The sequence below is a fragment of the Pseudomonas sp. TREG-RG-20F-10-E-6-01 genome, assembly GCF_022662455.1.
Taxonomy (GTDB): Bacteria; Pseudomonadota; Gammaproteobacteria; order Pseudomonadales; family Pseudomonadaceae; genus Aquipseudomonas.
The window spans coordinates 1-12,874 of record NZ_JAKNQP010000010.1 but is presented as its reverse complement, the minus strand read 5'-3'; the positions used below and the strand labels follow the sequence as shown (position 1 = coordinate 12,874).

The window sequence follows — 12,874 nt, the reverse complement described above, 5'->3', positions numbered from 1 at the left end:
CAAATGAGGCTCGTCTTATTTACGGCAAATTATTGGCCGCTAAACTGTGCACAGCAATTGAAATGTACGAACCGGTTAGTTTTTTGGGCGATTATCGAACAAAATGGTAATCCGCGAATTGACGAGTTTTTAGCCACTGCGCACCATCGAACACGTATCAAGACCCAGAACACACCATAAAAATTTCAAAAAAACGGGTACGACCTCATGCCTTCGCAAACTCCCGCCGTGGCCGTGCGCCACAGCAATCCGCACAGCGGCATCGGCGACAAAATCCGCGGCGCCATGGCCGTGGGCAAAACCCGCTGGGGCATGCTGGCCCTGGTGTTCTTCGCCACCACCCTGAACTACATCGACCGCGCCGCGCTGGGCGTGATGCAACCGATCCTGGCCAAGGAGATGAGCTGGACGGCGATGGACTACGCCAACATCAACTTCTGGTTCCAGGTCGGCTACGCCATCGGCTTTGTGCTGCAAGGCCGGCTGATTGACCGAATTGGCGTGAAGCGCGTGTTTTTCTGCGCCGTGTTGCTCTGGAGCATCGCCACGGGCGCCCATGGCCTGGCGACGTCGGCCGTCGGCTTTATGGTCTGCCGCTTCGTTCTCGGGCTGACCGAGGCCGCCAACTACCCGGCCTGCGTCAAGACCACGCGGTTGTGGTTCCCGGCCGGTGAGCGCGCGGTGGCCACCGGTATTTTCAACGCCGGCACCAATGTGGGCGCGATGATGACGCCGATGCTGCTGCCATTGATCCTTCACGTATGGGGCTGGCAGGCAGCGTTCCTGTGCATGTCGGCACTGGGCGGGATCTGGCTGGTGTGCTGGGGCCTGAAGTACTACAACCCGGAAGACCATCCGACGGTCAAAAAATCCGAATTGGACTACGTGCTACAGGAAGTCGAACCGGAGCAACCCAGCGTGCCTTTCAGCCGCATCCTGCGCATGCGCGGCACCTGGGCCTTCGCCCTCGCCTACGCACTGACCGCGCCGGTGTTCTGGTTCTACCTGTACTGGCTGCCACCGTTTCTGAACCAGCAATACAACCTGGGCATCAACGTGACCCAAATGGGTATCCCGCTGATCATCATTTACCTGACAGCCGACTTCGGCAGCGTGGGTGGGGGAATTCTGTCGTCATTCCTGATCGGCCGTGGGATGAATCCGATCAAGGCGCGGCTGTTGTCGATGCTGCTGTTTGCCTGCTGCATCGTCGGCGTGATCATGGCCGCCGGCTCCAGCCAGTTGTGGGTCGCCGTGTTCGCCATCTCCCTGGCCATCGGCGCGCACCAGGCCTGGACCGCCAACATCTGGAGCCTGGTGATGGACTACACGCCCAAGCACATGATGAGCACGGTGTTCGGTTTCGGCGGCATGTGCGCAGCCATCGGCGGCATGTTCATGACGCAGATCGTCGGCCACATCCTCACAGTCACGAACAACAACTACACCGTGCTGTTCACCCTGATCCCGGCGATGTACTTCATCGCGCTGACCTGGATGTACTTCATGGCGCCTCGCAAGATTCCAACAGTCGAGGCTTGATTCAGCGCCGCCGCTGCTGCCAGGCAGCGGCCAACCCACTCATGCAGATCACCCCGATGCCGACCACCGTGGTCATGTCGGGGGTATGGTTGAACACCAGCCAGCCCAACAACCCCGCAAACACGATCTGGCAGTAGCCGAACGGCGCCAGCAAGGCCGGCGCCGCAAAGCGGAAGGCCTGGGTCAACATCAAGTGCGCGGTCATGCCGCACGTGCCCAGCGCCAGCATCAGCACGCCATGCCACACCGTGGGCAAGTGCCAGAAGAACGGCACCATCGCACTCATCACCAGGGTATTGCACAGGCCGGCGAAAAAGTTACTGGTGGTCGGCGTGTCGTATTGGCTGAGGATGCGCGTGAGCAGCTGGTAGAAGCAGAAGAACAACGCCGAACACAGCGGCAGCAGCACCGCAGGGGTGAACAGCTCACCGCCGGGGTGGATGATGATCAGCACGCCGACAAACCCGCAGATCACCGCCAGCCATTGGCCACGTGTCACGTGTTCACCAAGCAAGGGCACTGACAATGCTGTCACCAGGATCGGCGCCAGGAAGTTCACCGCCGTGGCTTCCGCCAAAGGGATGTAGTGCAGCGCCGCGGTAAAAAACAGGCTGGTGCCCAGCAGGCACAACGCACGCACCACCTGCATGCCCGGGCGTTTGCTGCGCAGTACGCGCAAGCCCGACTGCGGCAGGAAAATGCCGGCCATCAGCAAGGTGTGCACCAGGTACCGCGCCCACACCACCATCACGATCGGGTAGAACCCGGCCAGGTATTTGGACAAGGCGTCGTGGCTGGAAAACAAAAACGTTGCCACCACAATCAGCAGAATGCCTTTGAAGGGATGGTTGACGCCGGAAAGGGGTGTACTGACAGTCATTGAATTCTCTTGCATGGCGGGCTGAATGCTGAGCACTGAACACGCAAGCGCTCAACCCGGTAATCTAGCAGGCGGGCCTGCGTGCGCCCCAAGAGCATAACCAAACAGCGTGCGAACAGCGCACTAAATCACCGGATTCGAGTCCAACGCTGCACCTTTGCCCGCGCGTTGCACTTTTTAACCAAGGCCTTGCCGCTATGAAAAAGACACTCTTTGCTCTTTCTGCTCTCGTCCTGCTCACTGCTTGTAACCAAGAGTCCAAAGAAGCGCCCAAGCCCGCCCCGGCCTCGGTGCAGGCCACCCTGGTACCGGCCACGCCGCCCACCGACAAATGGGTCGGCAAGTGGATCGGCGTCGAAGGCCTGAACCTGACCATCGCCAAGGACGACAGCATCGGCCGCGGCCACTACGTTCTGACCATGAAGTACGGCCTTGACGCCGACGACGAAGGCACCTTCAAAGGTGAAGCCAACGAAGACGGTATCGCCTTTACCCGCCCGGACGGCCCGCAACAATTGAGCGCCGGCGACGGCGAGGCCACTGGCCTGAAATGGCTGGCGGATAAAAAGGACTGCCTGATCGTCGATACCGGCGAAGGCTATTGCCGCGACTGACCCAATCAAGCTGACACAACTTTCATCTGGCGCCCCTGCCTGCACGGCCTGACAGCAGCAATACTAGGCAACTCTTGTTGCTTGTCGGACAGCCGGGCTGGCGCCATTCATACGCACCAACAACACTGCTCTTACAAAAGTGTTCGACAGGTTTAACGAGAGGATTGCCCCATGCTATGGAAAAAAGGCCGACGCAGCGACAACGTGGTAGATGCCCGCGATGACAGTGGCGGCGGCGGTGGCGGCATGCGGTTTGGCGGCGGCAAGGGGCTGAGCCTGACGGCAATTGTGCTGATCGTCGGTATTGGCTGGCTGACCGGCCAGGACCCGCTGCAGATCCTCGGCCAGTTGACCGGCCAGGCGGAGCAAGCGCCGTCAGTGAGCACGCAGTCGCGCCAGGCACCGCCGGCCAATGACCAGCAGGCCGATTTCGTCCGCGCGATTCTGGGTGACACTGAAGACACCTGGGGCCAGGTGTTCAAGGAAAACGGGTTGGTCTACAAGAACCCGAAACTGATTCTGTTCCGTGGTCGGGTCAATTCCGCCTGCGGTGGCGCCACCTCGGCCAGCGGCCCGTTTTATTGCCCGGCTGACCAGCAGGTGTATTTGGACCTGGATTTCTTCCGGGAAATGTCGCAACGCTTCCAGGCCGCCGGCGATTTCGCCCAGGCCTACGTGATCGCCCACGAAGTCGGGCACCACGTGCAAACGCTGCTGGGCATCTCGGCCAAGATTCAAGCCGCGCGCCAGCAGGGCCGCCAGATGCAAGGCGACGGCGGCCTGCTGGTACGCCAGGAACTGCAAGCCGACTGCTTCGCCGGGGTGTGGGCCAACCGTGCGCAAAAACGCCTGAACTGGCTGGAGCCCGGCGATATCGAAGAAGCACTGAATGCGGCCAACGCCATCGGCGATGACCGTTTGCAACAGCAGGGTCAGGGCCGCGTGGTGCCGGACTCGTTTACCCACGGCACCTCTGCGCAGCGCGTTCGCTGGTTCAAAACCGGCTTCGCAGCGGGCCAGATCACTCAATGCGACACTTTTACAGCGAAGAGTCTTTAGATGAATAAACGATTGGGATTGCTGTTCGGCGTGATGATTGCCTGTTCCTCCTCCACCTGGGCCGCCGAGAAAGAACACGGCGTCAAGGTGGTCAGCCCCGATCGTTTCCACCTGGACGCCGGTGACCTGAGCCTGGGCTTGAGCCAGGACTGGAACCAGCCGCTGCCCAACGTGACCCGCGCGCTGATCATCGTGCATGGCCGCCTGCGCAATGCACAGACCTACCTGCAAAGCGGCGAAGATGCCGCCGAAAACGCCGGGATTGCGGCCAAAACCCTGGTGATCGCGCCGCAATTTCTCAACGAGTCCGACATAAAGCGCAACCACTTGGGCAGCCAGGTGCTGCGCTGGAACGGCAATGACTGGATGGCCGGCGACGCCTCGACGGGCCCAGGTCAGCTCAGTTCCTACGGCGCGCTGGACCAGATCATCAAGCACCTGGGCAACCGCAAGCTGTTCCCGGCGTTGAAGGAAATCGTAGTGGCCGGCCATTCCGGCGGCGGCCAGGTGGTGCAGCGTTTCGCCCTCACCGGCCACGACCACCCGCTGCTGCAAACCGAAGGCATCAGCCTGCGTTATGTGGTGGCCAACCCGTCGTCCTACGCCTATTTCAGCCCGCAACGCCCGGTGACATTCGACACGGCCAGTTGCCCTGGCTTCAACGACTGGAAGTACGGCATGCAAAACCTGCCGGACTACGCCAAGGGCCAGAGTGCCCAGCAGCTTGAGCAGGCTTACGTGTCACGCGACATCACCTACTTGCTCGGCCAGCAGGACACCGACCCGAACCACCCGGCGCTGGATAAAAGCTGCGAGGCCGAAACCCAGGGTGCGTATCGCCTGATTCGTGGGCACAACTACTTTGACTACCTCAAGCAACGTCATCCGCAGCTGACTCAGAGGTTGGTGGAGGTGCCAGGGGTGGGGCACGATGGGGATAAGATGTTTACTTCGCCTGAGGGTGAGAAGGTGTTGTTCCCTAAGTAAAAACAGCTGACGAAACCGGATAAAAATGTGGGAGCGGGCTTGCTCGCGAAGGCGGATTTTCAGTCGACTCATCAGTGACTGATCCACCGCTTTCGCGGGCAAGCCCGCTCCCACATTGGCTCTTCAGTGCCTGGTTTAGATCATCCGGCGCAGCACCGCACAATCTTCAGCATGCCAATCCGCCAGTTCCGGCCACGGGTTCTCCGGCAGGTTCACCAGCACCGTGCGCGTCCCTGCCGCCCGCCCGCAATCCAGGTCAAAGCGGTAATCCCCGACCATCACCATTTCGCCCGGCGAAACCTCCCAAGCTTCTGCCAGTTTCAGCAACCCACCCGGGTCCGGCTTGGGCGGCGCATCTTCACGCCCCAGCACATCGTCGACGGCAAAGCAGTCCGCCAGGCCAATCGCTTGCAGGGTGATATGCGCCAGCTCGCGCGCATTGCGCGTCAGGATGCCCAGGCGATACCCGCGCCCGGCCAGCTCGCGCACCAGCTCCACCGCACCTTGCGCCGCCACTGAACCCACAGCCAGCTCGCGTTCGTGCGCAAGCAACCACGCGTGCTTGGCCGCCGCCACGTCCTCCGGCAAGGCCGCCAGGTGCGTGAGGATGTCGTCCTCGGGCGGAATCTCCAGGGCCACGCGGATCGCCGCAAAATCATGCACGGCCACCGTGAGGGTGCCGTCCATGTCAAACACCCAATGCTTAACGTCCGACAGGCTCATGCCCAGTCCTTGCGATGACGAATCAAGCCTTCCTGGGTCACCGAGGCCACCAGTTGCCCGGCGCGGTTGTAAACGCTGCCGCGCGAGAAACCGCGCGAGTTGCCGGCCCACGGGCTGTCCATTGCGTACAGCAACCAGTCATCGGCGCGCAGGTCGGCATGAAACCACAGCGCGTGGTCGAGGCTGGCGACCTGCATATCTCTTTGCCACACAGTCTTGCCATGGGGCAGCAACGAGGTGGTCAGCAAGCCGAAATCCGAGGCGTAGGCCAGCAGGTATTTATGCAGCGCGGGCGCGTCGGCCAGCGCGCCATCGGCTCGGAACCACACGTACTTGACCGGGTCGGACGGCTGCGGGTTGTACGGGTCTTTTTCAGTCACCGGGCGCACTTCGATCGGCTTGGGGCACAGCAACTTGTCGCGCATGTGCTCGGGGATCAGGTGCGCACGCTGCTTGGTCAGTTCCAGCTCGGACGGCAAGTTCTCCGGGCCGACCACCACAGGCATGGTGGTCTGGTGCTCAAAGCCCTTTTCGTCATATTGGAACGAAGTGGTGCAGGTGAAAATCGGGTTGCCCTTCTGGATAGCCGTGACGCGGCGCGTGCTGAAACTGCCGCCATCGCGCACACGGTCAACCGAATACACCACCGGCAATGACGCGTCGCCGGGGCGCAGGAAATAACCATGCAGGGAATGCACATGTCGCGCTTCTTCTACGGTCTGGCTGGCAGCCGACAGCGACTGGCCCAGCACCTGGCCACCGAACAGTTGGCGAAAACCCAGGTCCTGGCTGCGGCCGCGAAAGAGGTTTTCCTCGATCGGCTCCAGCGTCAGCAAGTCCACCAGATCTTCCAATACTTGGCTCATAGAGCAACTCCTACAACAATCGAGAGGGCATTCCGGGCTGCTTATCCGTGCAGCGTGTCCAACCATTGGGCGCGGGTGATGCGATACAAAACATGATGGCGCAGCGGGTCATCGGCTGCGACCTTGGGGTGTTCAAAATCTGCCTGGGGATCGTAATGCATACCGATGGCCTGCATGACTTTTTGTGATGGCAGATTGGTTTCGGTGGTGAAGGCGAGAATTTCATCCAACTGCAGTCGGTCGAAACCACACCGCAGCGCGGTCCACGCGGCCTCACTGGCGTAGCCCAAACCCCAATGCTCGCGGGCCAGGCGCCAGCCAATTTCCACCGCCGGGGTAAAGTCCGCTTCAAAGCTGACATTCAGCAGCCCGGTCAGGCCGATAAATTCGCCGGTGTCCTTGCGCTGCAAGGCCCACAGGCCAAAGCCGTATTCAGCGAAATGCCCGCGAATCCGGCCAATCAACGCCGCGCTTTCCAAGTGGCTCAACTTGGCCGGGAAATAACGCATCACCTGCGGGTCGGCGCACATGCGCGCAAATTCCGTTAAGTCGCTGTCGCGCCATTGGCGCAGCAGCAAGCGCGCGCTTTCCAATTCCAGTATCGGCTCCATGGGTCCCCCTCCCTTGCCATGTGCGTGAGTGTACAGCGCTGGTAAGATCCTTCGCAGGTTCCCGTCAGAAAATCCCATGCCCTTGCCATTGATCTACCACGATGACTACAGCCCTGAGTTCCCGGCAGACCACCGGTTTCCCATGGACAAGTTTCGCCTGTTGCGCGATCACCTGGTGGACAGCGGGCTGACCGAGGACAGCCAATTGCTGCGCCCCGAACTGTGCCCACCCGAGATTCTGGCCCTGGCCCATGACGCTGGGTATATCGAACGCTACATGGGCGGCGAGTTGTCCCGCGAAGACCAACGGCGCCTCGGCCTGCCGTGGAACGAAGCCCTGGCGCGGCGCACCGTGCGCGCGGTCGGCGGCTCGATCCTCGCGGCCGAACAAGCGCTGCAACACGGCCTGGCCTGCCACCTGGCGGGCGGCACCCACCACGCCCATTACGATTACCCGGCCGGCTTTTGCATCTTCAATGACCTGGCGGTGATCAGCCATTACCTGCTGGCCAGCGGCCGGGTCAACCGCGTGCTGATCTTCGACTGCGACGTGCACCAGGGCGACGGCACTGCACGCATCCTCCACGACACGCCGGATGCCATCACCGTGTCACTGCATTGCGAAAAGAACTTCCCCGCACGCAAGGCCCAGAGCGACTGGGACATCCCGCTGCCCATGGGCATGGGCGACGCCGATTACCTCAAGGTGGTGGACGATGCGCTCAACTACTTGCTGCCGCTCTATCAGCCTGACCTGGTGCTGTACGACGCCGGTGTGGACGTGCACAAGGATGACGCCCTCGGTTACCTCAAGCTGACAGACGCAGGCGTTGCCGCCCGTGATGAAAGCGTGATGCGCCACTGTCTGGGCCGCGACATTCCGGTGATGGGCGTGATCGGTGGCGGCTACAGCAAAGACCGCCCGGCCCTGGCCCGCCGCCATGGCATCCTGCACCACAGCGCTCAGCGGGTGTGGACGTCATCAGGCTGTCATTGAAGTGTGAGCGTTACCCACAATGCCTGTGGAACGGCCTGTGGATAACTTGAGCGTAAGCGCCTGAAAGCGAACAGCCGTATGGCCTGTAGGAAAGTGTACGTTTTTTGATCAGGCAGCCACGCTGCCGTCGGGTAGAATGCTCGGCCTATTCAGCGACCGTAGCCTTGCCCATGCCTCAGCTTCCTTCTCGACACGTCACTCTTATCGGCGGCGGCCCAGCCGGGCTGATGGCCGCTGAAGTCTTGAGCCAGGCGGGCGTGCGGGTAGACCTGTATGACGGCATGCCATCGGTGGGCCGCAAGTTTCTGCTCGCGGGCGTGGGCGGCATGAACATCACCCACTCCGAGGCGTACCCGGCGTTCCTGTCGCGCTACGCCGAACGCGCGCCGGACATGGCGCCGCTGCTGCGAGCGTTCGGTGCCGAGGCGTTGTGCGAGTGGATTCAAGGGCTGGGCATACAAACCTTTGTCGGCACTTCCGGCCGCGTGTTTCCTACCGACATGAAAGCCGCCCCGCTGCTGCGCGCCTGGCTCAAACGCCTGCGCGATCAAGGCGTGGTTATCCACACCCGCCATCGCTGGCTGGGCTGGACGGCCGACGGCGGTCTACTTATCCACAGCCCGGACGGCGAAAAAACTGTCCACAGCGATGCTGTGTTGCTGGCCTTGGGCGGCGGCAGCTGGTCGCGCCTGGGCTCCGATGGCGCCTGGCTCACGTTGCTGGAAGACAAAGGCGTGCCTTACGCGCCGCTGCAACCGAGCAATTGCGGCTTTGAGGTGTCAGCCTGGAGCGAGTTGATGGTGAGCAAATTCGCGGGCGCGCCGTTGAAAAACGTCGCCATCGGTGTAGCGGATGACAAGCCTCGGTTGGGGGAATGCGTGGTCACCGCCATGGGCATCGAGGGCAGCTTGATCTACGCGCTCTCGGCGCCGATTCGTGAAGCGATCAATCGCGATGGCTCAGCCACGGTGCATATCGACCTGCTGCCGAGCAAGCCGCTGGACAAGGTGCAGGCTGCACTGGCCAAGCCGCGTGGTTCGCGCTCGATGAGCAAGCATTTGCACAGTCAGTTGGGCCTGGACGGGGTCAAGGCGGCGCTGTTGCGTGAGTTGGCACCTGCGGAACACTTTCATGATCCGGCGCAGCTGGCGGTGGATATCAAGGCACTGCCGCTGACGCTGGTGAAAACCCGGCCGATGGATGAAGCCATCAGCACCGCAGGTGGTGTGCCGTTTGAGGCGCTGGATGAGCGGTTGATGCTCAAGCAATTGCCGGGCGTGTTTTGCGCCGGGGAGATGCTCGATTGGGAAGCGCCGACGGGCGGCTATTTGCTGACGGGGTGCTTTGCCAGTGGGCGGGCAGCGGCGCGGGGCATGCTGGAGTGGCTTAGGCGCTGAAATCGGCGGTGAATTCAGAGCCGCCCTCGCAGGCAAGCCAGCTCCCACATTTTGAGCTGTGAATACATTCAAAAGGTGGGAGCTGGCTTGCCTGCGATGAGGCCATCAGCAGCGCCGCAAAATCACTTCTTCTTGCGCGGCCCGGTGTTGAACACCGGCACCTTACGCACCGGCTTGATCGATGGTTCAGCCGGCGCTACGTCCCCGCTGTCCACCCACTTACCTAAATTACGCTTACCGCCGCCACCGCCCGACGCCTTGGGTTTCTTCGGCTTTTTCGGTTTCTTCACCACTTGCCCACTGGCGTCGGTGTCCGGCACGCGGTGCTCGGGTTCGAAATCCGGCTCCATTTTGCGGGTCAGGGTCTGACGCGTGAGCATCTCGATGGCCGACAGCATGTTCACCTCATCGGCACACACCAGCGAAATCGCCTCACCGGTGTTGCCCGCACGGCCGGTGCGACCAATACGGTGAATGTAGTCTTCGGCCACGATTGGCAGGTCAAAGTTGACCACCAGCGGCAAGTCTTCGATGTCCAGGCCACGGGCTGCCACGTCGGTGGCCACCAGAATCTGCACGTCGCTGGATTTGAAGCGATCCAGCGCACGCTGGCGGGTTGCTTGCGGTTTGTCGCCGTGGATGCCGTCGGCATTGATGCCCAGGCCCTGCAACTTGTCCACCAGCGCATCCACGCCGTTACGGGTCTTGGCAAACACCAGCACCTGCTTCCAACGACCTTTGCGCATCAGGTGCACAAACAGCTCCGGCTTGCGCTTCTTGTCCACCGGCACCACCCACTGCTTCACGGTGTTGGCGGCGACGTTGCGCGGGCTCACTTCAATGCTCATCGGGTCGTTGAGCATCTGCCCGGCGAGCGAGCGGATTTCATCGGAGAAGGTCGCGGAGAACAGCAGGGTCTGGCGCTTTTTCGGCAGCATGCGGTAGATGTTCGCCAGCTCTTCGGAGAAGCCCAGGTCGAGCATGCGGTCGGCTTCATCCAGTACCAGGGTTTGCAGCTGGTTGAGCTTCAGCGCGTTCTGGCGGAACAAGTCGATCAGGCGGCCAGGCGTGGCGACCAGAATGTCGACACCCTTGCGCAGTTTCATCATCTGCGGGTTGATGCTCACGCCGCCGTACACCGCGTAGGTGGTCAGCGGCAGGTGCTGGGCGTATTCGGCGACGCTGGCGTGAACCTGCTCGGCCAGCTCGCGGGTCGGGCACAGGATCAGCGCGCGCGCCGAGTTGGCGGCGACTTTCGGCCCTTCCATGGTCAGCAGTTGCAGCAGCGGCAAGGCGAAACCTGCGGTCTTGCCGGTGCCGGTCTGGGCCGCGGCCATCAGGTCGCGACCGGCCAGCACCGCCGGAATGGCTTGCGCCTGCACCGGCGTCGGGGTCTGGTAGCCAAGCGTCTCAAGGGCGCGCAGCAAGGGTTCGATCAGGCCAAGGGTGGCGAAAGTCATGTGTTTACCGTAGGAAAAATTCAGCGCAAGGGCGTAATGCGCGGCAGTTTACCTTATTTCCGGCTTGGGCTTTCGCCACTGGGGCAGGCTGATCAGCAACACCGCGCTGATGATCACCAGCATCGCCAAGGCTTCCTCCATGCCGATGGTCTCGCCGACGAAGACAATACCCAATAACACCGCGACGGCCGGGTTCACGTAGGCATAACTGGTCGCCGCCGCCGGGCGCACGTGTTTGAGCAGGTACATATAGGCATTGAAGGCGATGATCGAGCCGAACACGGCCAGGTAAGCCAAGGCCAGCCAGCCTTCAATCGGCGGCACGGCATGCAGGCGCTCACCGGTCAACGCACTGCCCACCAGCAGCAGGGCACCGGCGATGATCATCTCGGCCGCACTGGCCATGGCGCCAGCAGGCAACGGCAAGTGCCGGCTCCACACCGAGCCGAAGGCCCAGGAGGCAGCGGCAAACAGCAGCAACATGGCGCCAGTCGGGCTCGATTGCAGGTTGGAGCCCATGTTGAGCATGGCGATGCCGATAATCCCCAGCACCACCCCGGCCCATTCCAGGCGGGTATTACGCGCGCCCCAGAAATACCCACACAGCAACGTGAACAACGGCACCGTCGCCACCGCCAACGCGGCCACGCCGGAAGCAACGCCGGTGTGCTCGGCCACCGTCACCGCACCATTACCAAAGGTCAGCAGCAAAACGCCGATCTTGGCCGCGGCCTTCCACTGCACCCACGTCGGCGCAGGCGCCCCGCGCCAGCGCAAATAGCCATACATCACCAACCCCGCCACCAGGAATCGAATCCCGCCCAGCATCAACGGCGGCCAGTACTCCACGCCGATTCGAATCACCAGGTAGGTAGAACCCCAGATCACATACAGCGCAAAAAAAGCGGCAATCAACGGTAAGGGAAAGCGACGTGGGCCAGGCATTGGGTAGCTCTGCGGCAGGAAATGGGAGGCTTATTCTAAAAAGGCAGCACGCTGAACATAAGTTACAAAACCTGTTTAAAGCGCCCATACACTTTTCAAAACATGGTTATGAAGGCTATAACCCGTGCATTCGAAAGCTACGCATCACCGGAGCCTTATCATGGACAAATACGACCGCATGCTCCTCAGCGCCCTGCTCGAAGACGGCCGCGCTTCCTATGCGCAGTTGGCCCGCACCGTAAACCTCTCCGCCCCTGCTGTGGCTGAACGCGTGGCCAAGCTGGAAGCCAGCGGGGTGATCACCGGGTATCAGGCCAAGGTCGACCTGTCCAAAATCGGCCTGCCGATTCAATGCACGATAGAACTGCGCTTGACCAACAACGGCAGCCAGAAGGTTTACGACGCCCTCGCGGAAATCCCCGAGCTGACCGAATGTCATCGGGTAACAGGCGACCCGTGCGTGATCATGCAGGCCGCGGTGGGCTCGATGCCGGAGCTGGAGAACCTGATCAACCGGGTGGCGAAGTTCGGGTTCAGCAAAACCTCGATCATTTTGTCGAGCGCGATAGCGCGGCGCGTGCCGTTGGGGCAGTTGGAGAGGAATTAAAAGAGCGAAGCGTAATGGACAGGTTCAAATCTAAAGATAACTCTAAACCATGGGTAGCCCGGATTCGAAAAAACTAAAGCCAGTAACGCTGACTCTGCCTTTCCTAGTCAAACGCAGCTGTCATATTGAATCGCCCCTAGTTTCGTAGACACCTCCAAGCCTTAAAATGAGGCCCATTAGGAGGTG

General features: G+C 61.4%; 13 protein-coding genes. 7 read left to right on the top strand and 6 right to left on the bottom strand.

Annotated features, from left to right (window positions below; genetic code table 11):
• Positions 1-207: 207 nt before the first annotated feature.
• Positions 208-1,542 carry an MFS transporter gene (locus L8K08_RS23735; protein WP_145162271.1) on the top strand — a complete coding sequence of 445 codons (1,335 nt, stop codon included), beginning with the start codon at positions 208-210 and terminating at the stop codon, positions 1,540-1,542.
• Between the two features lies 1 nt (position 1,543).
• On the opposite strand, the gene L8K08_RS23730 is transcribed toward L8K08_RS23735, so the two are convergent.
• Positions 1,544-2,422 (bottom strand): DMT family transporter, encoded by an 879-nt coding sequence (locus L8K08_RS23730; protein WP_242200348.1) that lies wholly within the window; start codon positions 2,420-2,422, stop codon positions 1,544-1,546.
• 197 nt (positions 2,423-2,619) lie between these two features.
• On the opposite strand from L8K08_RS23730, the gene L8K08_RS23725 reads away from it, so the two are divergent.
• The 3 genes from L8K08_RS23725 to L8K08_RS23715 all read left to right on the top strand — a co-directional run bounded on the left by L8K08_RS23725 (position 2,620) and on the right by L8K08_RS23715 (position 5,082).
• On the top strand, positions 2,620-3,036 hold the full coding sequence (locus L8K08_RS23725) for a membrane lipoprotein lipid attachment site-containing protein (RefSeq protein ID WP_145162277.1): 417 nt from the start codon (positions 2,620-2,622) through the stop codon (positions 3,034-3,036).
• 171 nt (positions 3,037-3,207) lie between these two features.
• Entirely contained in the window at positions 3,208-4,095 is an 888-nt protein-coding gene (locus L8K08_RS23720) for a neutral zinc metallopeptidase (RefSeq protein ID WP_119740949.1), read from the top strand.
• Positions 4,096-5,082, top strand: a complete 987-nt coding sequence (locus tag L8K08_RS23715) for an alpha/beta hydrolase (protein WP_242200347.1) — start codon at positions 4,096-4,098, stop codon at positions 5,080-5,082. It begins immediately after the preceding gene.
• 135 nt (positions 5,083-5,217) lie between these two features.
• Here L8K08_RS23715 and L8K08_RS23710 read toward each other — a convergent pair whose 3' ends face one another.
• From L8K08_RS23710 to L8K08_RS23700, 3 genes are read right to left on the bottom strand one after another with little or no spacing between them, the layout of a single operon-like run.
• Positions 5,218-5,805, bottom strand: coding sequence for an HAD family hydrolase (locus L8K08_RS23710; protein WP_242200345.1), 588 nt, complete (start codon positions 5,803-5,805; stop codon positions 5,218-5,220).
• Positions 5,802-6,671 (bottom strand): acyl-CoA thioesterase II, encoded by an 870-nt coding sequence (gene tesB / locus L8K08_RS23705; protein ID WP_242200344.1) that lies wholly within the window; start codon positions 6,669-6,671, stop codon positions 5,802-5,804. The genes L8K08_RS23710 and tesB overlap by 4 nt, the downstream gene beginning before the upstream one ends.
• Positions 6,672-6,712: 41 nt before the next feature.
• Positions 6,713-7,282 carry a GNAT family N-acetyltransferase gene (locus L8K08_RS23700; RefSeq protein ID WP_242200343.1) on the bottom strand — a complete coding sequence of 190 codons (570 nt, stop codon included), beginning with the start codon at positions 7,280-7,282 and terminating at the stop codon, positions 6,713-6,715.
• Positions 7,283-7,358: 76 nt separating this feature from the next.
• On the opposite strand from L8K08_RS23700, the gene L8K08_RS23695 reads away from it, so the two are divergent.
• Positions 7,359-8,279: a histone deacetylase gene (locus L8K08_RS23695; RefSeq protein WP_145162292.1), complete on the top strand. Its 921-nt coding sequence runs from the start codon at positions 7,359-7,361 to the stop codon at positions 8,277-8,279.
• A 170-nt stretch (positions 8,280-8,449) separates the two neighbouring features.
• Positions 8,450-9,676: a TIGR03862 family flavoprotein gene (locus L8K08_RS23690; protein ID WP_242200341.1), complete on the top strand. Its 1,227-nt coding sequence runs from the start codon at positions 8,450-8,452 to the stop codon at positions 9,674-9,676.
• A gap of 122 nt (positions 9,677-9,798) precedes the next feature.
• Here the strand turns inward: L8K08_RS23690 and L8K08_RS23685 are convergent, their stop codons facing one another.
• Both L8K08_RS23685 and yedA read right to left on the bottom strand, forming a co-directional pair.
• Positions 9,799-11,136: a DEAD/DEAH box helicase gene (locus tag L8K08_RS23685; RefSeq protein WP_242200340.1), complete on the bottom strand. Its 1,338-nt coding sequence runs from the start codon at positions 11,134-11,136 to the stop codon at positions 9,799-9,801.
• Positions 11,137-11,184: 48 nt separating this feature from the next.
• Positions 11,185-12,081, bottom strand: a complete 897-nt coding sequence (gene yedA, locus L8K08_RS23680; protein WP_242200337.1) for a drug/metabolite exporter YedA — start codon at positions 12,079-12,081, stop codon at positions 11,185-11,187.
• A 160-nt stretch (positions 12,082-12,241) separates the two neighbouring features.
• Here yedA and L8K08_RS23675 point away from each other — a divergent pair, with 160 nt between their 5' ends.
• A complete protein-coding gene (locus L8K08_RS23675) occupies positions 12,242-12,688 on the top strand; it encodes an Lrp/AsnC family transcriptional regulator (RefSeq protein WP_242200335.1) in 447 nt (148 codons plus the stop codon).
• Positions 12,689-12,874 lie beyond the last annotated feature (186 nt).